Below are 21,368 nucleotides of genomic sequence, written 5' to 3'. Positions count from 1 at the left end.
ATCAGCCTGCTGTCGATCGGCGTTCAAAGCGCCTAGGATCGAAGGGAGGCACGCTTCTCAGATCGGAAGGATAATCCAATGACGACTTCACCATCCGGCAACGGCGGAGAGAACAGGGACGACGAGACCGGCGGAGCGGGCCCCGAGGGGACTATTCCCGACAGCTCCGACGGCATCGGCGCCACGACGCTCGACGAACCGTCGAACTTCGAACCGGAGGAAGACGACGCGGAGGCCGACCCGGAGGGAAAGAACGCCGGGGGCGGCGCCTGATTACTGTCAATCGCTGACCGGAACCTGCCGGCCTGCTGCAGGGCATCAATGCCGTGGAGCAGGCCGGCAGTTCTGTGTCGGCAGTTCTGTGTTGAGGGCTGTCAGCCCAGGCTCGGAGCCCTTGAGGGCGGATCAGGGATGTGGATGTTTCCGGTGGTGATTCCACCGGTGATGACATCTTCCGCGCTGTCTGCACTGCGGGATATCCGTTCCGCGAACGGCTCGGCGAGGACGGTACCCTCGTCGGTGCGGGCGCGCAGCATCACCGCCACGTCGTGGGCGTAGGGCCGGTCGGCCGGGTTGCGGGCGGTCATGCGGGTAAGGATGTCGACCCAGTCCGCGCCGAGTGCGGCAGGAACCTCTGGATCGCGCAGCAGCCTTGCCACGGCGGCTTCAACGATGGGCCCCGGAAACGCTTTCTCTCCGGTAAGGCACTCAAGCAGCACGAGGCCGAGGGAGTAGATGTCGCTGCGTTCTTCGATCTCGATGCCCTGTGCCTGCTCGGGGCTCAGGTAGTTCGCCGTGCCGATGGTGGCCCCCGTCGCCGTGGCCATCGTCGCCTCGACCATGCGGGCAATGCCGAAGTCGGTCAGCTTCGGGTAGAGCCTTGTGTCGTTCTCCCCGGAGTGGAACATGAGGATATTGGCCGGCTTCACGTCGCGGTGAACCACCCGCTGGAAGTGGATGTATGCCAGGGCATCGGCGAGGTCGGCACCCACCTGCGCGACTGCGGCGGGAGACAGCGGCCCCTTCTTGAGGAGCTTGCGCAGGTCCTCGCCGTCAACAAACTCCATGACGAGGAACCCCGTGGTGCGGCCGTCCTCATCCTGGTGCAGCCCCGCATCGTGAAGGGTCACGAGTCCGGGGTGGTTGAGGGTCGAAAGCAGGAGCGTCTCGGTGTGCTGCCGGCGGTATTCGTCGTCGTCGGCGGTTGTCGAGTTGAAGACCTTGACCGCGACGTCGCGCCCAAGGTTCCTGTCGACGGCTTTATAGACGGATGCAGCCCCGCCGACGCCCAGCAGGTCGGTGGTCTGGTACCGCTCGGCGAGGAGCACATCCATGGGTGTTCTCCCGGGAAAGTGGAAAGTGGAAAAGTTTATTGGATAGACCGGTGGTGAGCGCAGTAATGATAAGGCTGCTGATCACTTTGATGATTGTATCCTGACGCAACCGACATTCGCCGCCAGGTGCGGGGCATCTACCGAAAATTTATACAGCGGGTCCCGCTTGTTTCTCACCGTGCAAGAAACTCCACGGCGGCGCTCTTGAACTGCCGGGAGGTGACGGCGTTGGCATGGGTGCGTGCGGGAAGCCACAGCAGATCCGCCTCGGGTGCGAGTTCGGTGAGCTCCGGTGCGGTCCGGGCCAGCTCGTCGTTCTCGCCGGCCACGAGCAGCAGCGGCATCTTCGGCACTGCCTCGGCAGGCCGGAACGGCTCTGTCTTGATCGCCTCGACAAGCGTGAGCAGCGCGAAGACGTCGTTGGTGGGAACGAGGCGGGCCATGCGGAAGAGGTCGGCAGTGGACTGGTCGGCGATGGGCACCGCGTCGGAAAGGAAGCGCTGGGCGGCGTCGAGGTCGAATGCGGCGAGCGGGTCCCCGCTTCCCGGGCCGCCCAGGACCATGCGGTGCACCAGTTCGGGCTGGGTGGCACCGAACTCCCATGCCAGCCGCGAGCCGAATGAGTACCCGATGATGTCCACGCCGCTTCCGGGCCGGTCCTCCCGCAGCGGAATGACGTGGGCGTCAAGGAGCACCTGCAGCAGGTCCGCCCGAATGCGGCTGGGGGAGTAGGCATCGCGGGCCTCGGGCGCTCCGCTGCCGCCGTGGCCGGGCAGGTCCACGGTGATGACCCGCCGGCCGGCGTCGTTGAGGAACCGGATCCACCCGGTGTCGATCCAGTTCAGTTTCGCGGAGGAGGCGAACCCGTGAAGCAGGAGGACCGGCCGCGCACTGGTGTCCTCCGCAGGAGGATGGATCTGCACGTTCAGCTGAGGATTCGATCCCTCAACCAGGTGCTCGCTGTGCCGTCCCATTCCATCCCTTTCATCCACCGCCCGGGCGGGTGTCCACGCCGGCGGTCTCATCAGTTGCGCGCCGGTCAGTCGTCGTCGAGCACGGCGCTCAGGCGCACCCGCCGCTTCGGCGCCTGTTCGGTGGGCACGGTGCCGACAATACCCGCAGTGTTGTCGGGCACCTCAAAAACGATGAGCGGCTGCCCCACGGCGATGACGGCTCCCGGTTCACCATGAACCTTAACCACAGTGCCGGTCTGGGGTGAAGGAAGCTCCACGGCAGACTTGGTTGTTTCAACCTCAACGAGCGGCTGGTTGCGCTCAACGTAGTCGCCTTCGGCGACGAGCCATTCAAGGATGGTTGCCTCAATGAGGCCTTCACCGAGATCGGGCAGGGGAAACGAGATTTCAGCCACGGCGGTGCTCCAATACGCGTTGGATCCCAAAAAGGATGCGGTCGATGTTCGGGAGGTACTCTTCCTCGAGGTCGCCCGACGGGTAGGGAACGTCGAAGCCGGTCACGCGCTCAACCGGAGCCTTCAGGGTGTTGAAGCACCGCTCGGTGATGATCGAGGCGACCTCGGCGCCAAGTCCGCTCCTGCGGGGGGCTTCGTGGACGACGACGGCACGGCGTGTGCGCGAGACGGACTCGGCGAGCCCTTCGGCGTCGAGGGGGCTGAGCCAGCGGAGGTCGAGCACCTCGACGTCGATTCCGTCTTCGGCGGCAAGCTCGGCCACCGCGAGGCAGCGGGCGACCATCGCGCCCCAGGCGACGAGGGTCAGGTGGCGGCCGCGCCGCGCGATGCGCGAACCCTCCAGCGGGCCAGGCGATTCGAGGTCCACTTCACCCTTCTGCCAGTAGCGCGCCTTCGGTTCCATGAAGATGACCGGATCCGGCATCGAACCGGCGCGGCGGAGCAGATGGTAGGCCTGGTGGGGATCGGACGGTGAAACGACCTTCAGTCCGGGCACATGGACGAAAAGGCTCTCAAGGCTCTCCCCGTGGTGTTCCGGTGCCCGGATGCCGCCGAAGCTCGGAACCCGCAGCGTGATCGGCATGGGCAGCGTCCCCCGGCTGCGGTAGTTCATCCTGCCGATCTGGGAGACGATCTGGTTGACCGCAGGGTAGGCGAAGCCGTCGAACTGCACCTCGGGAATCGGGTGGAAGCCGGCCATGGCGAGGCCGACCGACATGCCAAGGATCCCGGATTCCGCAAGCGGGGTGTCGAACACCCTGGCGCTGCCGAACCGCTCCTGCAGCCCGTCGGTGATCCGGAAGACTCCGCCCAGCGCCCCGACGTCCTCGCCGAGGATCAGCGCCTTCGGATTGTCTTCGAGGGTCGCGGCCAGGGCGAGGTTCAACGCAGCCTGCATCGACAGCTGGACCGGGGCGGGCACGGCAGCACCCTCCGGCTGCCCTTCGGGGGCGCCGCGCAGTGCGGTGGATGGCTCAAGCATGCTCCGACTCCTTCCTCCAGGCCGCGGCCTGTTCCGTGAGCGATCGGGTGGGTTCCTGGAACACGAAGTCGAACATCTCCGAGCCTCCGCGTGCGGGAAGGCGTTCAACGCCCTCCCGGACGCGCTCCGCTTCCGCCTCCGCTTCGCGTGAGGTTTCGGCGAAGAACGCATCAGGAGTGCCGAACCTCTGCCGCAGCATCCCTTCACAGGCGAGCAGCGGGTCGAGGGCACGCGCTGCCTGCTCCTCGTCGAGCCCGCGGTAACGGCCGGGGTCATCACTCGTGGAGTGCGGTCCCAGCCGGTAGGTCATCGCCTCGATCAGCATCGGTCCCTTGCCCGCCCGGCAGTGCGCGAGGGCCTGCCGAGTTGCCTCAAGGACGGCCTCGACGTCGTTGCCGTCAACCTGCAGCGACGGCATCCCGTACCCGGCCGCACGCGCGGCGACCGATCCTCCGGCGACCTGGCGCTCGGTCGGCACGGAAATCGCCCACCCGTTGTTCTGCACGAAGAAGATGACGGGGGAACGGAAGACGGCGGCGAAGTTCATCGCCTCATGGACGTCGCCCTGCGAGCTCGCACCGTCGCCGAAGTAGGTCAGGGCGACGTTGAAGCCGTCGGGACCGGGTCCGTCGAGGGTCTGCCCGTGCGCCCACCCGACGGCGTGGAGGACGGAGCCGGCGACGACGGCCTGGATCGGAGCGAAGTGTGTCTTGGCGGGGTCGTAGAGACCGCCGTGCCAGACGGCCTTGTGGGTGGCCATGTATTCGACCATGTCCACGCCGAGGGCCTTGGCGACGCCCATTTCGCGGTACGTCGGGAAGATGAAGTCCCGGGAGGGGTCGACGGCGAAGCCGCTTCCCACCTGGGCGGCTTCCTGCCCGAGCAGCGGGGCGTACCCCGGAAGGATGCCCTGCCGCTGCCAGCGGACAGCGGCGATGTCGAGGTGACGGACGGCGGCGAGGAGCCGGTAGAGCTCCTTGAGCTCAAGCTGGTCCGTCTGGGAGGCGCTGTCCATTGTCCATCCTTCGGTTGAGGTAGCTTCCGCGACCGTATGCAAGGGGAGGCGATCGCGCAATCTGCCGAGTAAAGCTAACACAAACTGCCGCATTTCCCCGGGATTCCCCGAATGGAGGTATACAAACTGTCAGCCGCTTCCGCTATCGTCAGGACAGGGCTGTGGCGGGCTGGCCGCTGGTGACTCCTCGCTGGAGGGGCTGCCTCGGAGGAGCGAAGATATGTGCGTCGTTGGACATATCCCCGCCGTCCGGCGGTTTCGGCCGCCGGTGTGACCTTAGGCACACCGGCGGATCTCCCGCAACTTCGTCACGCGCCAGTCCCGGGTCCGGGGAGCGCACCTCGGGGCCGCCCCAACCGAAGGAGAAGGAATGGATGTCGACGAGCTCGATGCCCGGATTGCCGAAATCTTCACCGACGATCCCCGGATGTCGGTCCTCGAGGCGTCGAGGAGCCTCGGAGTCGCCCGCGCCACGGTGACCGCCCGCCTCGAGCGGATGCAGCGCGGGGGCGTGATCGCAGGGTGGGGGCCACGGATCGATCCGGGTCCGCTCGGATACGAAGTGACGGCGTACTGCTCGCTGATCATCAACCAGGACACCGGGCATGCAGCCGTCGCCAAGGCGCTGGCCGGAATCCCCGAAATCCAGGAGGTGCACACGGTGTCGGGGGAGAGCGACCTCCTGGCCCGCGTCACCGCCCGGTCGAATTCGGATCTGCAGCGGGTGATCGACGAGATCATCGCGACCGAGACGGTGCTGCGCTCCTCGAGCGTCATCGTGCTCAACACCCACTTCGAAGGCAGGACCCTGCCGCTGCTGCGTGCCGCCGCCCTCCCGCGCCCGGGAGCCGCGGAGGGCTGAGTCCCGCCCCGCACGGCCGGTCCTCCGGCCGGCCCCGGCAGGGAAGGTCGGGCGAGAGGGGCCGACGCCGGTCACGGCCGCCCTGCATCATGAGTTATAGTCATTATGACTTTTACTCGCGACCGTCTTGTCAACGGCCTTTCGACCGAGGCGGTGCAGCAGGATGTCGATCTCAGCGAACGTCTCCGAGCGCAGCCTCCAACCGCCCGCTCTGGCGATCTCCACCGTCATATTCGCCCTGCGCGGCGAGCCCGGCCGCAAGGAGCTCTGGATTCCGCTCGTCCGGCGCATCCGCCAGCCGCACCTCGGAAAATGGGCGCTGCCAGGGGGACCACTGGCCGGAACCGAGTCGCTCCAGGATGCGGCGGCCCGCAACCTCCGGGAAACCACGGCCCTCGCCCCGCGCTACCTCGAGCAGCTCTACGCATTCGGCGGCCTGAACCGGGCGGCCGCCCGGCGCGTCGTCTCGATCGTCTACTGGGCGCTCGTCCAGCCCGACGAGGCGGAACTCGCTGAGGAATCGGAGAACGTCCGGTGGTTCCGCGCCGACGCCCTCGAGGACCTGGCCTTCGACCACAACGAGATCGTCAGCTACGCACTCTGGCGCCTTCGCAACAAGATGGAATACGCCTCGATCGCCTACCTCTTCCTCGGCGAATCCTTCACCCTCGCCCAAGTGCGGGAGGTCTACGAGGCCGTGCTCGGCAGGGAGCTCGACCCGGCCAATTTCCGGCGCCAGCTCCGCGCGGCAACCGACATCGTCGCCACGGACGACTACCTCCAGGGCGGGCGGCACCGGCCGCCGCGCCTCTACCGCTACATCGGCAGCGCCGCCTCCGGCGCCGACCGCCCATCCCCAAGGGAGACCACGTGACCTCAGTAAACACCGCCATCCAGCTCATCTCCCGGAAGGAGGCGACGGCGGGTGCATCATCGTGCACCCCGGAGCTCGCCCGGGCCCCGTGGGCGTTCGACGCCGCGGCCGAGCCCGGCTACGGGCCGGGCGCCTCGATGAGCGACGCCGCGCCCGCCTTCACCCCGCGGCAGGCGGAACTCCCGGAGGAGTACCGGCTCGCCTCGGAGGAAGAACTTGAGATGCGGATCCTGGCAGCGAAGGCGGAGCTGGGGGACAGGGTCGTCATCCTCGGGCATTTCTACCAGCGCGACGAGGTCCTCCGGCACGCCGACTTCGTGGGTGACAGCTTCCAGCTTGCGCGGGCGGCAACGCAGCGCCCTGACGCCGAGGCAATCGTCTTCTGCGGCGTCCACTTCATGGCCGAGACCGCAGACCTGCTCTCCCGGCCGGACCAGTCGGTGGTCCTGCCCAACCTCGCGGCAGGATGTTCGATGGCGGACATGGCCGACATCGATTCGGTCACCGAATGCTGGGAGCAGCTGTGCGAGCTCTACGGCACCGAACCCGACGACGACGGCCGGGTCCCGGTCATCCCCGTTACCTACATGAACTCCTCGGCGGCCCTCAAGGCATTCTGCGGCGACAACGGCGGCATCGTGTGCACCTCCTCGAACGCTGCTGCGGTCCTCGAATGGGCCTTCGCGCGGGGACAGCGCGTCCTGTTCTTCCCTGACCAGCACCTCGGGCGCAACACCGCCAAGGCCATGGGCATACCGCTGGAGCGGATGCCGATGTGGAATCCCCGCAAGGACCTGGGCGGCAACGACGAGCAGGCACTGAACGAGGCCGCGGTCATCCTCTGGCACGGATTCTGCTCGGTCCACAAGCGGTTCTCCGTGGCCCAGATCGACAAGGCCCGGGCCGAGTTCCCGGGCGTGCGCGTGATCGTCCACCCGGAGTGTCCGATGCCCGTCGTGGACGCCGCGGACGAAGCCGGCTCGACCGACTACATCCGCAAGGCGATCGCCGCTGCCGTGCCCGGAAGCACCTTCGCCGTCGGCACCGAGATCAACATGGTCAACCGCCTCGCCGCCGAGCACCCCGAACACACGATCTTCTGCCTTGACCCGGTGATCTGCCCGTGCTCAACGATGTACCGGATCCACCCCGGTTACCTCGCCTGGGTGCTTGAGGGGCTGGTCGGCAATGTCGTTCGCAACCGCATCACCGTCGCGAACGACACCGCGGACGCCGCACGGGTGGCGCTTCAGCGCATGCTTGCGGTGCAGCCGTGAATCCGCCAGCTAAAGGATCCCCGCACGCCGCCGCGCCGACCTGGGCGGCCCGAACGGCAGCCTGCCGGTGACTGCGGGTCCTGTGCGCATGAGCCCGGCGGCCCGCGGCTCCGGGGAGGGGCTTCCGCGGCGCGTTGTCATCGTGGGCGGCGGAGTCGCCGGGCTCTACACTGCACTCCGGGTACGGGCCGAGCTGCCAGCCGCCCGGGTGGTGCTGATCGCCAAATCGGAGCTGCGCGAAAGCAACACCTGGTATGCCCAGGGCGGCATCGCGGCTGTGCTGCCGGAGCACGAAACCGGAATCCAGCCGGAGGATTCCGTCGGCGCGCACGCCGCCGACACCCTCGCGGCCGGCGCGGGCTTGTGCTCCAGCGACGCCGTACGCCTGCTCTGCGAAGGTGCGCCCGCCGAGATCCGGCGACTCCGTGAACTCGGCGTCGCGTTCGACGTCTCCGGCGGCGTCCTCTCGGTGGGGCGGGAGGCGGCCCATTCGGCACCGCGGATCCTGCACATCGGCGGCGACGCCACCGGGGCGGGGCTCGCCTCCACCCTGATCCGTGCCGTCCGCGCGGACGGCTCAATCACCGTGCTTGAGCAGGCCTTCGTCGAGGCGCTGGAGTTCACCGATGCCGGGCGGCTTGCCGGGGTGGCCGTGCGCCGGACGGCAGGGGTGCACGTTGAGGAGGCGGACACCGTCGTGCTCGCCACCGGCGGAGGCGGCCAGCTCTACGCGTCGAACACCAACTCCCCGGTGGCCACGGCCGACGGCGTCGCCCTGGCATGGCGGGCCGGCGCGGTGGTTGCCGACCTCGAATTCTTCCAATTCCATCCGACGGCCCTCGACGTCCCCGGCCACCCGCTGATTTCCGAGGCCGTGCGGGGTGAAGGCGCAGTCCTGCTCGACTCCTCGGGCTCCCGCTTCCTTCAAAACTACTCACCGGCCGCTGAACTGGCACCGCGCGATGTCGTGTCGCGGAGCATCGCCCTGCACCTCGCGCGCCGCGGGGAACAACGGGTCTACCTCGATGCCACCGGCCTCGGCCGGCGCTTCCTCGAGCGGCGGTTCCCCTCGCTGAGCGCCGCGACCGCGCGGTGCGGCTTCGACTGGGCGCGCGAACCCCTGCCCGTGGCACCCGCCGCCCACTACTGGATGGGCGGGGTGCGCACCGACACCTGGGGGAGGACGTCCGTCCCCAGGCTCTACGCAGTCGGTGAAACCGCCTGTACCGGGGTGCACGGGGCCAACCGCCTCGCGTCGAACTCACTGCTCGAGGCCCTTGTCTTCGGGGCGCGCACCGCGGCCGCGCTCGCAGCGCCCCCGGGCGCGTGGCCGGCGTTCGCCTCCACCGCCCTGCACCCCGCACCCGCCGGCGCGGGCGAGCCCTACGCCCGGGTACAGCTGCAGCGGCTCATGTCCGAGCACGCAGGCGTGGTCCGTGACCGGAGCGGACTCGAGCTCGCCCAGAAGCAGCTCTCCCAGTTCGGCGCCTCCGGGGCCGGCAGCGAAGCGGGAAACCTCCTCCTCGCGGCCCGGCTGCTTGTCCACGCAGCCGCCGTACGTGAGGAATCGCGCGGCGCCCACTACCGGGCGGACTACCCGCAGGAGCCGGTTCCGCCGGCCACCACCAGCCCCCTCGCCAGCAGCCGCGGATTCCGCAGCGCTGCGGAAGGAACGCCATGACCGCACCATCGAATTCACTGCCGCCGACCGCAGCGCGGATTGCCCCGCCGGTGCCCGGGGAGGTTGACCGCGTCGTCGCGGCGTCCCTCGCCGAGGACACACCCTGGGGCGACATCACCTGCCAGGTGCTTGTGCCCGAGGGAGCCGTGGCACGCGGCACTATCCGTGCCCGCGAAGGCGGAGTGTTCTGCGGTGCCGCGGTCATCGAGGCGGCAATGCGGCTGAGCGATCCACGGATCCGCGTGGAAATCGAGGTTGCCGACGGCACGGAATTTCCGGCCGGGGCCGTCCTGGCACGGGTCTCCGGGCCCGCTGCGGGAATCCTCACAGCGGAGCGGACCGCCCTGAACCTGGCACAGCGCCTCAGCGGCATAGCAACGATGACCCGGCGCTTCGTCGAGGCGGCGGACGGCACCGCGGCGCGCATCGTTGACACCCGCAAGACGACGCCGGGGCTGCGGCACCTTGAACGCTACGCCGTGCGGTGCGGCGGAGGATCCAACCACCGATTCAGCCTCTCGGATGCAGTGATGGCGAAGGACAACCATCTCGCCCTGCTGTCGCAGGACGGGCCGTCCGGGCTTACCCGCGCGCTGGCGGCGGCCAGGGCGCGGCTTCCCCATACTGTCCACTTCGAGGTGGAGGTTGACCGGCTTGACCAGATCGAACCGGTGCTTGCCGCGGGGGCGCAGACGATCCTGCTCGACAACTTCTCGCTGCACGACCTCGCCGAGGGGGTGCGGCAGGTGGCCGGGCGCGCGCTGGTTGAAGCGAGCGGAAACGTCCGCCTCGATACCGTCGCCGGCATCGCACGCACCGGCGTCGACCTCATCTCTTCTGGAGCCCTGACCCACAGCGTGCGCGCCCTCGACCTCGGCCTCGACCTCGAGCCTGCCGCACCGGGAGGTGCCGGATGATCTACCTCGACGCCGCAGCCACCGCGCCGGTCCGGCACGAGGTGCTCGAGGCAATGGCGCCGCTGCTCACAACGCACTTCGGAAATCCCTCAAGCCACCACGTGCCCGGGGAGACGGCCGCCCAGGCGCTTGAGGCGGCCCGGAAGAACGTCGCGGGCGTCCTTGGCTGCCGGAGCTCCGAGATTATCTTCACCTCCGGCGGCACCGAGTCGAACAACCTCGCGCTGAAGGGCATCGCGCTCGCGGCGCCCCGGGGCCGGCACATCCTAGCAAGCGCGGTGGAGCACTCCTCGGTGCAGCAGGTGCTTGACTACCTGCGGCGGTTCCACGGCTTCCGCATCGACCTGCTGCCGGTGGACCAGGAGGGCGTTGTGGCACTCGAGGCACTGCGGGAGCTGCTGACACCTGAAACCACGCTGTGCACGATCATGTATGCGAACAACGAGGTCGGGACGGTGCAGCCCATCGCCGAGGCGGCGGAAATCTGCCGGAATGCCGGCGTGTACTTCCATACCGACGCCGTGCAGGCCGCCGGCTGGCTCCCGCTGCGCGTTCGGGAGTTGGGGGTTGACGCCCTGAGCATCTCGGGCCATAAGCTCGGCGCCCCGAAGGGCTCGGGCGTTCTCTACCTGCGCGGCAGGGTGCCCCTTGAGCCTCTGCTCCACGGTGGAGGCCAGGAACGCGGGCGCCGCTCGGGCACCGAGAACGTTGCGGGGGCCGTCGGTCTCGCCACCGCCCTGCGGCTGGCCCAGGCAGACCTGCCCGGAGCGGCCGACACCTCTGTAATGGTGCGGGATTCGCTGGTCACGTACATCCGCGCGAACATTCCCTCCGCACGCCTGACCGGCCATCCACGGCTGCGGCTGCCGAACCTTGCCTCATTCTGTTTCCCCGGCGTGAGCGGAGAAGCGGTGCTGCTTGAGCTCGAGCGGCTCGGCGTCGTCTCATCGAGCGGGTCGGCCTGCGCCGCGGGTTCGGATGAACCCTCGGCTGTCCTCCTGGCGATGGGCATCGATCCGGAGACGGCCCAGAGCGCCCTGCGGCTGTCCTGGACCTCCCCCACGACGACGGATGAGCTGGAAACAGCCGCCCGGGCGGTCGTTGCGGCTTTTCGGAATGTCTCGGCGCTTGGGGCTCAGGCCGGCTGACGCAGCGGCGCATAATCGACGCCGGTCAGTTCAACGCTGCGGTTCCAGAGCCGCTCGGCGACGCCGCGGTCGAGCACCCGCGGCGAGGGCGCAACGAGGCGGACATTGCCCCGTGTTTCGCCGGGCCCGTCCGGCCCGTAATAGTCCCCGCCCTCCACGTCCGCCGCTGTGGCTGCGTAAAGGACCGGAAGTGCGCCCGCGCCGTCGGACTGGCTCAACAGGCTCAGGAACGCGCCGAACATGTCGAGGACGGGCGCCGGCTGCATCCCGGCCGTGAGGTTGGTGCGGGCCAGTCCGGGATGCGCGGCGACCGCAGCCAGGGGCCACCCTGCCGCACGTGACCGCCTGTCCAGTTCAACGGTGAAGTAAAGATTCGCCAGCTTGCTCTGGTTGTAGGCCGCCCACCGGCGGTACTTCCGTTCGGACTGCAGGTCGTCGAAGTTGATGCGCCCGCGCTTATGGGCAAGGCTCGAGACCGAAACCACACGGGGCCGCTCGGCTTCCCGAAGGCGGTCGAGCAGCAGCCCGGTGAGCGCGAAATGTCCAAGGTGGTTGACGCCCAGCTGCTGCTCGAAACCGTCCTCGGTGAGGGTCCGCGGAGTGGCCATCACTCCCGCATTGTTAATGAGCAGGTCAAGCGGTGAGGTCCACTCGGCTGCGAAACGGCGGATCGACTCAAGCCGCGAAAGATCAAGCAGGCGCAGTTCGACGCTGTTGTTGCCGCTGAGCGCCCGCACCCGCTTCTCGGCATCCCGTCCCCGGCCGCCATCACGGCAGGCGAGTGCGACGGACGCCCCCTTCCGTGCGAGGGCTGCTGCAACCTGAAGGCCGATGCCGCTGTTGGCTCCGGTGATGATTGCTGTGCGGCCGGTGAGGTCGCCGATCGCGTCTGCGGTGAACGGGGGCATCTCGCGGGCCTTCCGGTTGGGGCAGCTGCTTGCCGGGCACCACGGACCAGCCGGTACGTGGTACCCGGAATCTACATCATCTCCTAACGAACAGAGTCCCGGTAAGGTCTCCCGTCCCTGCGGCGCCCGGCTGCCTTCACCAATCCACAACCGTTGCTGTCCGGCCCCTCCACGGGCAATATCGAGTCATGACCAAATACCTCATCTCGTTCCCGAGCGAAGCCATGGTGCTCTCCGACGAGGACCTGCCCATCGTCTCCGCCGAAGCCCGCGCTGTGATCGAGGAGGCGAAGGCTGCCGGCGTCTACCTGTTCGCCGGTGGGATCGCGGAGGAGGTCGACCCCGTGCTGGTCTCCGCCGACGGGTCGGTGAGCACCGAGATCTACCCGGGCTCCGACCTCAGGGGTGGGTTCACCGTGCTGGAACTGCCGACGCGCGAGGACGCGGTCGAGTGGGCGAGGAAGATCGCAGTGGCCTGCCGTTGCGCGCAGGAGCTCCGCGAGTTCGGGTACGACCCGGCGAGCTAGTTGATCTCGAGCCCCTTGCAGATCTTGTCGGTGAGCTGACGAAGCTGCTCAAGCTCGGCGCTGTCGAGCAGCGGGCCAAGGGTCTCGTGGATCCTGCGAACGTGGGATGTTCCAATGCTCCGCTGCTGCGCCCGCCCCTTCTCCGTCAAGGCCAGTTCGACGCCCCGGTGGTCCGTCTGGGCGGGCCGGCGCTTGACCAGCCCCTTGGCCTCGAGGCGGTCAACCATGCGGCTCAGGCTGGGCTGGCTGATGAGCAGGCGCGCGTTGAGTTCATTGAGGCGGGTCCAACCCGACTCGCACCTGCTGAGGTTGAACAGCACGTCGTACTCGCTGATCCCAAGCTCCCGGAACGCCGGATCCGTGCGGATCTGCCGCATCACCGCCACCTGCGCACGGAACAGCGACTCCCAGGCCTCGGCAGTCAGGCGGATCGGGGGCACCTCCGACGGCTCAGCCATGGTGCGCCGCCACGTGTCCGGCAGCCGCAGCGCGCCGGTTCTCGAAAGTCGGCGGGCCCGGCACGCGGGCCGGGGTGCGCTTGGCGAACTCGGCACGCAGCGTGGGAAGCACCTCGGATCCGAAAAGGTCGAGCTGCTCAAGGACGGCCTTCAGCGGCAGGCCGGCGTGGTCAATCAGGAACAGCTGGCGCTGGTAGTCGCCGAAGAACTCGCGGAAGGTGAGCGTCTTCTCGATCAGTTCCTGCGGGCTTCCCACGGTCAGCGGCGTCTGCGATGTGAACTCCTCCAGGGAGGGCCCGTGGCCGTACACCGGCGCGTTGTCGAAGTAGGGCCGGAACTTGCGGACGGCGTCCTGGGAGTTGCGGGAAATGTAGAACTGCCCGCCCAGGCCCACGATCGCCTGGTCGGCGGCGCCGTGGCCGTAGTGGGCGTAGCGCTCCCGGTAGAGCCCGATGAGCTGCTGGTAGTGCTCCTTGGGCCAGAAGATGTTGTTCGCGAAGAACCCGTCGCCGTAATATGCCGCGATCTCGGCGACCTCCGGGGTGCGGATCGAGCCGTGCCACACGAAGGGTGCGACGCCGTCGAGGGGGCGCGGGGTCGAGGTGAAGTTGCGCAGCGGGGTGCGGAACTTGCCTTCCCAGTTCACGACGTCGTTGTCCCACAGCTGGCGCAGCAGGTGGTAGTTCTCAACAGTCAGTTCGACGCTGTCGTGCTGGTTCTTGCCGAACCAGGGGTAGACCGGCGCCGTGTTGCCGCGGCCGAGGATCAGGTCGACCCGGCCGTCGGCGAGGTGCTGCAGGGTTGCGAAGTCCTCGGCGATCTTCACCGGATCGTTCGTGGTGATCAGGGTGGTTGAGGTCGAGAGAATGATGCGCTCGGTCTGGGCCGCGACATACCCCAACAGCGTGGTGGGGGAGCTCGGGACGAAGGGGCGGTTGTGGTGCTCGCCCGTGGCGAAGACGTCGAGGCCAACTTCTTCTGCATGCTTGGCGATGGCCGCCATCGCCTTGATGCGCTCGTGCTCGGTGGGCTCGGTTCCGTTTGTCGGATCCGGCGTCACGTCGCCAACGCTGAAAATGCCGATCTGCACGGGTTCTCCTTGGGGCTTGGCTTGCTGCGGATAAGTGTATGCATTTGCATCTATTGTACCGCGTTGTGCGGCCCGCGGGCTCCCGCGCCCGGACCGGCCGCGGCCTCAGTGCACTGCCGCCGGATCCAAGGCGGGCTCCTGCCTGGCCTGGGCCGACCGCCGCAGGACCCGGCGCTCCCGCCGCCCCTCCACGAGCCGGTACAGGACTGGAACGAGGATGAGCGTGAGGGCGGTCGATGAGACAAGGCCGCCGATCACAACGACAGCGAGGGGGCGGGAGATGAAACCGCCTTCGCCGGTCAGCCCGAGCGCCATGGGGGTCAGCGCGAAGATCGTGGCAAGGGCGGTCATCAGGATCGGACGCAGCCGCTGCCGGGCTCCCTGGATGATGGCTTCCTCCACGCTGAGCCCGGGCGCGCCGTCCCGGGGGCGGCGGTATTGGTTGATGAGGTCGATGAGGACGATCGCGTTCGTCACCACGATTCCCACAAGCATCAGCATGCCGATCAGGGACGGCAGCCCGAGCGGTATGCGTGTGAGCACCAGCAGCGCCACGGCGCCCGTCGCGGCGAACGGGACCGACACAAGGAGGATCAGGGGCTGGAGCAGGCTCTTGAAGGTGGCCACCATGATGACGTAGACGATGGCGACCGCTGCCCACAACGCGAGGAAGAGCTGGTCGAAGGACTCGGTCTGCTCGGCAGCGGCTCCGCCGACTGTCGCCGTCGCCCCGGCCGGCAGCCGCACCGACTCAAGGCGTTCGGTCACTTCGGCGGTCAGCGCACCAAGGTCGTCGCCGGCGGGCGTGATCGACACCTGGGCGGTGCGCTCACCGTTGGAGCTTGTCACGGTGAGCGGAACCTGGATCTCCTCGACCGAGGCCACTTCGGTGATCGGAATCTCCCGTGCCGCCGCCGGGATGGTAAGCCCGCGCAGCTGGTCAAGGCTCGTGATCTTCGTTCCCTCGCCCACCAGCACCGGGTAGTCGGTCACGTCCAGGCGCACCGATCCGGCGGGAATGGGACTGATACTGCCGCCCAGCAGCCCGGCGATCTGGCCTTCAGTCAGGCCCGCGGCGACTGCGGCTGCCCGGTCCACGGCGATCTGAATCTGCGGCTGGGCGGCGGAAAGGTTGCTTGTAACCTCCCCAGCGCCGTCGAGGCCCGCCAGACGGCGCTCGACGGCGTCGCTGGCCGCCTGCAGGTCCGCGGAGCCGGGGGCGGTGATGTTGATGTCGATGGTGCTTGAGGTTCCAAAACCTCCCTGCTGGCTTGAGAGCGAGAAGCTGCCCGCGTCCTTGAGCTTTTCCAGCTGGGCGCGGATGGAGTTCTGCAGGGCCTCCTGGTCGGCATCCTCCTCCGTGATCACAGTGAAACTGGCGACGGAGGCGCCCGCCGAGAACTGCGCCGCGAAGGCGCTTTCGGCATTTCCAACAGTCAGCTGGACGTCGCGGACTTCGGGATTGGCCGCCAGCACCTCTTCGGTGCGGGCGGCCGCCGCGGCCGTCGTTTCAAGGCTCGACCCGGGCGCGAGGGTCTGCGTGACACTGAAACTGTTCTGGCCGGTGTTGCCCAGCAGGTTGGTCTGAAGCAGCGGGACCATTGCCGCGGTGGCGGCGAGGATGACCACGCCCGCGGTGAGGGTCCACACGGGGTGGCGCTGCGTGCCGCGGAGCACGGGAAGGTAGCCGCGCTGGAGCCAGGAGCGGCGCTCCCGCCGGTGGGCCTCGTCGAGGAGGGACGCGCTGGCCGGGGCGGGAGGAGCCGCCGCACCCCGCCGCCCGCCGGAGGACTGGGGAAGGAACCAGTAGGCAAGCACGGGGATGATCGTCAGGGAGACCGCCAGGGAGGCAAGAAGCGCAATGCCGGTGGTCATGGCGAAGGGCCTGAACAGTTCGCCGGCCAGGCCGCCGACAAAGGCGATGGGCGCGAAGACCGCCACGGTTGTCAGCGTCGACGCGGTGATTGCTCCGGCGACCTCCCGCACGGCGGTGAGGATCGCCGAGCGCTTTTCCTCGCCGTACGCCAGGTGCCGCTTGATGTTCTCGATGACGACGATCGAGTCGTCGACAACCCGGCCAATGGCGATGGTGAGTGCGCCAAGCGTCAGGATGTTCAACGAGTACCCCGAGGCATACAGCCCAATGAAGGTCACCAGCAGCGACAGCGGGATGGAGATGGCCGTGACCAGGGTCGACCTCACCGAGAGCAGGAACACGAGGATGATCAGGACGGCGAAGGCGAGGCCGAGCAGGCCCTCGGTCGTGAGGTCCTTGATTGAGCGCTCGATGAACGGAGCCTGGTCGAAGACCACGGTGATTTCCGCTCCGTCCCCAAGCTCCGCTTCGAGGCTGGGGATGAGCTCGGTGACGGCCTGCGAGATCCGCACCGTGTCTCCGTCCGGCACCTTCGTGACGGTCAGCGCGAGGGTCTCCACGCCGTTGGTCCGGGTGATCGAAGTTGCGGCGTCGTCAGTGAGGCTCACCTCGGCCACTTCGCCCACCGTCGCGGGAGGACCGGCGGGAGCAGGCGGGGCCGGCGGCTCCGCGGGAGCCTCGGGGATCTCCGGCACCGCTCCGGGAAGCTGGGGCGCTCCTCCGGGAAGGCCCGGAAGCGGGGCCTCACCCGCGGCGGGGTCGGGGCCCTCCTGGGCGGGAGCAGGGTCGACCGAGGGAAGGACCGGCAGCCTGCGGATGTCCTCGAGCGCCTCGACGGGGGATCCTGCCTGGATATTCAGGGACCGTTCGTCCTCCTCGAGGGTTCCGACGGGGAAGAGGGATCCGTTGCTGTCGAAGGTGTCGACGATGTCCGCAACGCCAAGGCCGGCTTTTTCCAGTTCACCGTCGCGCGGGATGACCGAGATGTGCTGGTTTGAACCTCCGGTGATGGCGGCCGAGCGGACATCCTCGAGCTTCTGCAGGCGCGGCACGGTCAGCCGCTCCAACTCGGAGTTCAGCTCGCTCAGCGTGCGGTCGGAGGAGACGGCCATGAACACGATCGGCAGGTCGTTGATGCTTCCGGCCAGGGCCTGCGGCTCAACGTCCTCGGGCAGCACCGGGCGCACGGTGGCGATGGCCCGGTCGACCTGCGCCCGGGCGCGGTCGAGGTTCGTGCCGTAGACGAAGACAAGGTTCACCGTCGAGACACCGGTGCGCGAGACCGCCGAGGACGACTCAAGGCCCTCGACGCCGCTGAGGGCACTCTCGAGCGGGCTGCTGACCTGCTTGTCGAGGTACTCGGGGGAGGCCCCCGGCAGAGACGTGATGACCGTGATGCGCGGGAACTCGAGTGAGGGGATGAGTTCCTGCTTGAGCGAACCCATCGTGATGACCCCGAACACCGCGGCGAAGATCGTGATGAGGGCGATCAGCGCCCGGTTGCCCAGGGAGAGCTGCGCCAGTCGGAACATGGGCCTGCTTTCGGTCCTGACGGTGCCGGGTGGAGCAGCCGCGCGTTACTGAAGTTTCAAGACCTGGTCCGTCATCGACTGAACTTCCTCCGCAAGCGATTCATTCTCGTTGAGCTTCACGCCGTATCCGGGAAGCATCTCCTTCAGCTTCGGCTCCCACTGCGCGATCCGTTCAGGGAAGCAGCGCTTGAGGAGTTCCACCATGATCGGTGCGGCGGTTGACGCTCCGGGGGAGGCCCCGAGGAGGGCGCCCACCGATCCGTCGGCCGAGGTGATGACTTCGGTTCCGAACTGCAGAATTCCACCCGTCTTGGGGGCCTTCTTGATGACCTGTACACGCTGGCCGGCCGTGATCAGTTCCCAGGCGCCGCCGTCGGCCGAAGGAACGAACTCGTTGAGGGCCGCGCTCTTGTCCTCGCGGTTCTTGAGGACCTCGGAAATCAGGTACTTCGTCAGGGGAACGTTGTCCTTGGCCACGGCGAGCATCGGCACCAGGTTGGACGGGCGGATCGAGCCGGGAAGGTCGAGGAACGAGCCCCGCTTCAGGAACTTCGTGGAGAACCCGGCGTACGGGCCGAACAGGAGGGAACGTTCGCCTTTGACGTACCGGGTGTCGAGGTGGGGTACCGACATGGGCGGGGCTCCCACCGACGCCTGCCCGTAGACCTTCGCGTTGTGCTGGCTGACGACGCCGGCGTCGGTGCACCGCAGGAACTGCCCCGAGACGGGGAAGCCCGCGAAGCCCTTGCCTTCGGGGATGCCGCTGCGCTGCAGCAGGTGGAGCGCTCCACCGCCCGCCCCGATGAAGACGAAGCGCGTGGAAATGGTGCGGGACTGCCCTGTGCCGCGGTTCTTGACCTTGACTTCCCAGCGGCCGTTCGAGGCCCGGGAAACGTCCTGGACGTCGTGGTTGTAGTTGAGGTCGACGCCGTTGTCGTCGAGGTAGGTCGTGAGCCCGCGTGTCAGGGACCCGAAGTCGACGTCGGTGCCACCGACCACCCGGGAGGCGGCGACCGGCTGGCTCGGGTTGCGGCCCTTCATGATCAGGGGCGTCCATTCGGCCAGTGTCGCGGGGTCCTCCGTGTGCTCCATGGTGCGGAAGAGCGGCTGGGAGCTCAGGGCCTCATAGCGGCGCCGGAGGTACTGCGCGTTGGCGGTGCCCCACACGAAGCTCATGTGGGGTACGGGGTTGATGAAGTTGCGCGGATCGCCGAGGTGGCCGTTGGAGACCATGTGGGCCCAGAACTGGCGGGACACCTGGAACTGCTCGTTGATCGCCACTGCCTTGGCAGGGTCCACCGAACCGTCCTTGGCTGCGGGGGAGTAGTTCAGCTCGCAGAGTGCCGAGTGCCCGGTGCCGGCGTTGTTCCACGGGTCGGAGCTCTCCATGCCCGCACGGTCCAGCCGCTCGAACAGGGAGATGTCCCAGTCCGGCTGGAGCTGCTTGAAGAACGCCCCGAGGGTTGCGCTCATGATTCCGCCGCCGATCAGGACGACGTCGGTTGTTGTTGCGGATGATTCAGCCTGGCTGTGTGCAGTCAACGTAGTCTCCAGTCGCGTGATCCTAGCCTTAGAAGACTATCGGCTAGGAGATGCTTATTTAAATCAGTTTTCGGCAGTGGGTTTCTCGGGGCTCGGAACGTCTTCGAGATCGATGCGGTTGAAGACCTCGTTCATCACCGGGCTCACCGGGTAGGCCGCGACGCGCGGGGACATGGCGAGCCCCGAGATGGGAAAGGCAAGGGGGACGGCGGGGACACGGGCGGCCACCTGGTTGCTGATGTCGAGATAGGCGGCATTGCGCTCCTCGCCGTTGGGAAGGGTGCTCGCCCGCGCGACCTTGCTGAACAGCTGGTGGTCCCTGAAGGCGAATTCCTCGCTCGGGCCGCCGAAGAGGGCGCCGGCGAAGTTGTCGGCATCCTGGTAGCTTCCGCTCCAGCCAAGCAGATGGAAGGCGCGGTCCTTACTGGTCCGGGCCTGGTCCAGGTATCCGTCGTTCCATTCGACAGGCATCGGCTTGATATTGAACCCGGCGGCCGTCAACTGCCTGCTGAGCTCCGCGTAGGTCTTTTCGGGCGAGGGAAGGTAGGGCCGGGAGATCTTCACCGGATAGTAGAACGGCAGCGGAGCGCCGTCGTACCCCGACTCCTTGAGGAGTTCCTTGGCCTTCGCCGGGTCGGGCGGGTAGGCGTCGACCGCGTCGCCGTCGATGCCGAGCTTGGAGGGCAGGAAGTGGGGGGCGGGTTTGGTTCCGTTGAGGAACCGCCCGGTGACTAGGCTTTTCTTATCGATGGCATGGGCGACCGCCTGGCGGAACTTGAGGTTGTCGACCCCGGGGAAGTCCTGGTTCAGGCCGAGGTAGAGCACGGAGTAGGGATCACGCTGCAGCAGCTGCAGCCCCTCCCGCGCGATGCGGGCGGCGTTGTCGACGGTCACGAAGTCGTAGCCGTCGATGCGCCCGGCCGTCAGGGCGCGGAGGCGCGCATCGGCGTGCGGGATGGTGGTGAAGACGGCCTTCTCGACTTCTCCCGGTTCGCCCCAGTAGTTCCCGAAGGCATCGAGTTCCACCCTTCCCTCTTCCCACCCGGTGAACCGGAAGGCGCCGGTCCCCACGGGTTGAAGCGCGTACCGGGACACCCGGGTTGAACCGCGGGGCTCGGTCGGCTCGTCCGCGGCAAGGGCTTGAAGGGCTTTCGGGGAGGACATCGCGAAGGCGGGCTGCGCGAGGGAAGGGATGAACGCTGTCATCCTCTTGGTCAGCTGGATGAGGACTTCATGCTGGCCGAGCGGCTGGCACGACTTGTACAACGACTTCTCCGGGGTGTCGGAGAACGCCTTGAACACCGTCTGGAAGGGAAGCCCCGAGGCATAGGTCCTCGCCGCCTTGGGCAGGTTGTACCAGCGGTCGAAGTTGGCGCAGACTGCCTGCGCGTCGAAGGGTTCGCCGTCGTGGAAGACGGCGTCGTTCCTCAGTTCGAAGGCGTAGGCCCGCCCGTCGTCGCGCTCCTCCCAGGACCGCGCAAGGAGCGGTGCGGGTTCGGAGGTTACCGGGTCCACGCCGACGAGGCCCTCGAGGACCTGCTGCGTGACACGGTACGACTCGGTGTCGTTCACCACCGCGGGATCCAGGCCGATGGGATCCGCCGCGGCCCCAAAGGTGAAGGTGGTGTCGTACGCCGCCGACGCCGTCGGCGATGCGGAGCCGCTGGGAGCCGGAGTCGGGGAGGGCTGGGCAGCTGTGCAGGCGGTGAAGGTCAGCGCCGTCACCGCCGCGGTCATTGCCAGGGCGGCGCGGCGGGTCAGCTCACGCCCCGCGGTAATCTTCACAGCCAGATTCTCCAGAAGGACCCAGCGGCCCGTGTAGATGATTGGGAGTTTAGTCTAGGCGATTTCCCTGAACCGGCCTTTCCTGGCCCCTTGCGGAAGGGCGGGTGCCGCTTCATCAGAACGGGCTCCCG

General features: G+C 67.8%; 19 protein-coding genes. 8 read left to right on the top strand and 11 right to left on the bottom strand.

The genetic code is table 11. The features are described 5' to 3' along the window. The first annotated feature begins 78 nt into the window (after positions 1-78). Complete coding sequence (locus AC4D2R_RS07145; protein WP_490938832.1) at positions 79-273, top strand: hypothetical protein; 195 nt, start codon at positions 79-81, stop codon at positions 271-273. 101 nt (positions 274-374) lie between these two features. Here AC4D2R_RS07145 and AC4D2R_RS07140 read toward each other — a convergent pair whose 3' ends face one another. The 5 genes from AC4D2R_RS07140 to AC4D2R_RS07120 all read right to left on the bottom strand — a co-directional run bounded on the left by AC4D2R_RS07140 (position 375) and on the right by AC4D2R_RS07120 (position 4,760). Further along, positions 375-1,334, bottom strand: coding sequence for a serine/threonine-protein kinase (locus tag AC4D2R_RS07140; RefSeq protein ID WP_490938830.1), 960 nt, complete (start codon positions 1,332-1,334; stop codon positions 375-377). A 173-nt stretch (positions 1,335-1,507) separates the two neighbouring features. Then, the gene (locus AC4D2R_RS07135) at positions 1,508-2,308 is read right to left on the bottom strand and encodes an alpha/beta fold hydrolase (RefSeq protein WP_490938828.1); all 801 of its coding nucleotides are present in this window, start codon (positions 2,306-2,308) and stop codon (positions 1,508-1,510) included. A gap of 65 nt (positions 2,309-2,373) precedes the next feature. Next, positions 2,374-2,703 carry a biotin/lipoyl-containing protein gene (locus AC4D2R_RS07130; RefSeq protein WP_490938826.1) on the bottom strand — a complete coding sequence of 110 codons (330 nt, stop codon included), beginning with the start codon at positions 2,701-2,703 and terminating at the stop codon, positions 2,374-2,376. Continuing rightward, the gene (locus AC4D2R_RS07125) at positions 2,696-3,661 is read right to left on the bottom strand and encodes an alpha-ketoacid dehydrogenase subunit beta (protein WP_490939076.1); all 966 of its coding nucleotides are present in this window, start codon (positions 3,659-3,661) and stop codon (positions 2,696-2,698) included. Before AC4D2R_RS07125 ends, AC4D2R_RS07130 begins: the two co-directional genes overlap by 8 nt. Positions 3,662-3,737: 76 nt before the next feature. Next, on the bottom strand, positions 3,738-4,760 hold the full coding sequence (locus tag AC4D2R_RS07120) for a thiamine pyrophosphate-dependent enzyme (protein ID WP_490938824.1): 1,023 nt from the start codon (positions 4,758-4,760) through the stop codon (positions 3,738-3,740). A 370-nt stretch (positions 4,761-5,130) separates the two neighbouring features. Between AC4D2R_RS07120 and AC4D2R_RS07115 the strand changes: the two genes are divergently transcribed. From AC4D2R_RS07115 to AC4D2R_RS07090, 6 genes are all read left to right on the top strand, one after another. After that, positions 5,131-5,622, top strand: a complete 492-nt coding sequence (locus tag AC4D2R_RS07115; protein ID WP_490938822.1) for an Lrp/AsnC family transcriptional regulator — start codon at positions 5,131-5,133, stop codon at positions 5,620-5,622. A gap of 163 nt (positions 5,623-5,785) precedes the next feature. Next, positions 5,786-6,496: an NUDIX hydrolase gene (locus AC4D2R_RS07110; RefSeq protein ID WP_490938820.1), complete on the top strand. Its 711-nt coding sequence runs from the start codon at positions 5,786-5,788 to the stop codon at positions 6,494-6,496. Beyond that, entirely contained in the window at positions 6,493-7,773 is a 1,281-nt protein-coding gene (nadA, locus tag AC4D2R_RS07105; RefSeq protein WP_490938819.1) for a quinolinate synthase NadA, read from the top strand. The genes AC4D2R_RS07110 and nadA overlap by 4 nt, the downstream gene beginning before the upstream one ends. A gap of 88 nt (positions 7,774-7,861) precedes the next feature. Beyond that, positions 7,862-9,454 (top strand): L-aspartate oxidase, encoded by a 1,593-nt coding sequence (gene nadB, locus AC4D2R_RS07100; protein ID WP_490938818.1) that lies wholly within the window; start codon positions 7,862-7,864, stop codon positions 9,452-9,454. Beyond that, positions 9,451-10,371 (top strand): carboxylating nicotinate-nucleotide diphosphorylase, encoded by a 921-nt coding sequence (nadC, locus tag AC4D2R_RS07095; RefSeq protein WP_490938817.1) that lies wholly within the window; start codon positions 9,451-9,453, stop codon positions 10,369-10,371. Before nadB ends, nadC begins: the two co-directional genes overlap by 4 nt. Beyond that, positions 10,368-11,519 carry a cysteine desulfurase family protein gene (locus tag AC4D2R_RS07090; RefSeq protein WP_490938815.1) on the top strand — a complete coding sequence of 384 codons (1,152 nt, stop codon included), beginning with the start codon at positions 10,368-10,370 and terminating at the stop codon, positions 11,517-11,519. Before nadC ends, AC4D2R_RS07090 begins: the two co-directional genes overlap by 4 nt. Here the strand turns inward: AC4D2R_RS07090 and AC4D2R_RS07085 are convergent. Beyond that, on the bottom strand, positions 11,507-12,427 hold the full coding sequence (locus AC4D2R_RS07085) for an oxidoreductase (RefSeq protein ID WP_490938813.1): 921 nt from the start codon (positions 12,425-12,427) through the stop codon (positions 11,507-11,509). The two genes, AC4D2R_RS07090 and AC4D2R_RS07085, sit on opposite strands and share 13 nt — an antisense overlap. 188 nt (positions 12,428-12,615) lie before the next feature. Between AC4D2R_RS07085 and AC4D2R_RS07080 the strand changes: the two genes are divergently transcribed. Next, on the top strand, positions 12,616-12,954 hold the full coding sequence (locus tag AC4D2R_RS07080) for a YciI family protein (protein ID WP_490938811.1): 339 nt from the start codon (positions 12,616-12,618) through the stop codon (positions 12,952-12,954). Here AC4D2R_RS07080 and AC4D2R_RS07075 read toward each other — a convergent pair. The 5 genes from AC4D2R_RS07075 to AC4D2R_RS07055 form a co-directional block, all read right to left on the bottom strand. Beyond that, positions 12,951-13,412 (bottom strand): MarR family winged helix-turn-helix transcriptional regulator, encoded by a 462-nt coding sequence (locus tag AC4D2R_RS07075; protein WP_490938808.1) that lies wholly within the window; start codon positions 13,410-13,412, stop codon positions 12,951-12,953. The genes AC4D2R_RS07080 and AC4D2R_RS07075 overlap by 4 nt on opposite strands. Continuing rightward, the gene (locus tag AC4D2R_RS07070; protein WP_490938806.1) at positions 13,405-14,502 is read right to left on the bottom strand and encodes an LLM class flavin-dependent oxidoreductase; all 1,098 of its coding nucleotides are present in this window, start codon (positions 14,500-14,502) and stop codon (positions 13,405-13,407) included. The genes AC4D2R_RS07075 and AC4D2R_RS07070 overlap by 8 nt, the downstream gene beginning before the upstream one ends. Before the next feature lie 105 nt (positions 14,503-14,607). Next, the gene (locus AC4D2R_RS07065) at positions 14,608-17,910 is read right to left on the bottom strand and encodes an efflux RND transporter permease subunit (RefSeq protein WP_490938804.1); all 3,303 of its coding nucleotides are present in this window, start codon (positions 17,908-17,910) and stop codon (positions 14,608-14,610) included. A gap of 45 nt (positions 17,911-17,955) precedes the next feature. Then, entirely contained in the window at positions 17,956-19,452 is a 1,497-nt protein-coding gene (locus AC4D2R_RS07060; RefSeq protein ID WP_490938802.1) for a malate:quinone oxidoreductase, read from the bottom strand. 63 nt (positions 19,453-19,515) lie between these two features. Further along, entirely contained in the window at positions 19,516-21,237 is a 1,722-nt protein-coding gene (locus AC4D2R_RS07055) for an ABC transporter substrate-binding protein (protein WP_490938800.1), read from the bottom strand. Positions 21,238-21,368 lie beyond the last annotated feature (131 nt).

The sequence above is a fragment of the Arthrobacter sp. TJ-217 genome, from assembly GCF_058269255.1.
This window is presented reverse-complemented; position numbering and strand designations above follow the sequence as displayed.